Source organism: Oleiagrimonas sp. MCCC 1A03011 (assembly GCF_003267965.1).
GTDB classification, from domain to species: Bacteria; Pseudomonadota; Gammaproteobacteria; order Xanthomonadales; family Rhodanobacteraceae; genus Oleiagrimonas; species Oleiagrimonas citrea.
In genome coordinates this window covers 1-1,381 of the sequence record NZ_MSPY01000031.1, presented here as the reverse complement: position 1 = coordinate 1,381, position 1,381 = coordinate 1, and the positions used below count along the sequence as shown (strand labels likewise).

Here is a 1,381-nt window from a genome sequence, read left to right as displayed (position 1 = left end):
CTTGAATGATCCAATGGACTCCTCCCGCGTCGCCACACGGCTTCGATGAGCCAGACAGGAGCGTACGCTCCGGACACGGGATCACGGGAGGAGTCCATCATGCATGCTACGCCCAACTATACCCTCGCCACCACGGTCGCCGTCGACCTGGCCAAGAACGTGTTCGAACTGGCTTTTTCCGATGCGCACGGCCGCATCGTCAGGCGCGCCAGGCTGGGACGCACCGCATTCGCCCATGCATTCGACAATCACACGCCGCTTCACATCCTCATGGAAGCCTGTGGGTCCGCGCATTATTGGGCCCGTCGGTTCTCTGCACTGGGGCATCGCGTGTCGCTGTTGCCCGCGCACGCGGTCCGGCCCTACGTGCGCGGCAACAAGACCGACCGCACCGATGCCGCCGGTCTGCTCGAGGCGGCACGTTGTGCGGCGATCGAATCGGTGCCGGTGAAAACGACACTACAGCAGGGCATCCAGGCCCAGCACCGCATACGCGAGCACTTCAAGTCGCAACGCACGGCGGCCATCAATCTGCTGCGGGGATTGCTGCGCGAGTTCGGCATCATCATCCCGCTGGGTGCGGCCCGCGTCCGGCCGGCCGTGCTCGGGGCACTGGAAGATGCCGGGAACGACCTGCCGATGGCCTTGCGCGACAGCCTGAGCCAGGTGCTCGATCAGATCCAGGCCTGCGAGCAAGCCATGACAGACATCGAGCGTCACCTGGCCGCCTTTGCGGTCGACGATGGTCGCAGCCAGCGCCTGCTGCAGGCCGGCGGCATTGGACTGATCACCGCCACCGCGCTGAGCGCATCGGTCGGCGAGCTCGACCGCTTCCGTTCCGGGCGTCACTTTGCCAGCTACCTGGGCCTGACTCCACGCGAATATTCCAGCGGCGCACGGCATCGATTGGGTCGGGTCACCAAACGGGGCGACAGGTATATCCGAATGCTGTTGATCCACGGCGCCCGCGCCGTGCTGCGCAGCGCCAAGGTGGCCCAGCGCAAGGGCCAGCCGCTGGATCGAACGCGGGCATGGGCGTTGGCGCTATCGGAGCGCGTGGGTCACAACAAGGCTGCCGTGGCGCTGGCCAACAAGACCGCCAGGCGGCTATGGGCCGCCGAACACCACCGCACCAACTTCGACCCCGATCACGTCAGTGCGCTGACACACTGACGCCTCTTCCACGCGTTGCAACGAGTACGACGATGGCAAACGTGTCGGTCCCCGGGACGAGCAAGCCGATAACAATTCTGGCCCGCAAGGGCCGCTTGAACGTGTGGCTTCGCCCTGGCGGATTTCATCATGGCTCGAGCGAACCGCGCTCACCGAAAAGCCGCATACACGAACGCAACCGCACCGTTTTGCCAACGAGTATGTACTC

General features: G+C 65.0%; 1 protein-coding gene. It reads left to right on the top strand.

Annotated elements, in window-relative coordinates; all coding sequences use genetic code 11:
• Nucleotides 1–99 precede the first annotated feature (99 nt).
• Nucleotides 100–1,173 carry an IS110 family transposase gene (locus tag BTJ49_RS15205; protein ID WP_113066267.1) on the top strand — a complete coding sequence of 358 codons (1,074 nt, stop codon included), beginning with the start codon at nt 100–102 and terminating at the stop codon, nt 1,171–1,173.
• Nucleotides 1,174–1,381 lie beyond the last annotated feature (208 nt).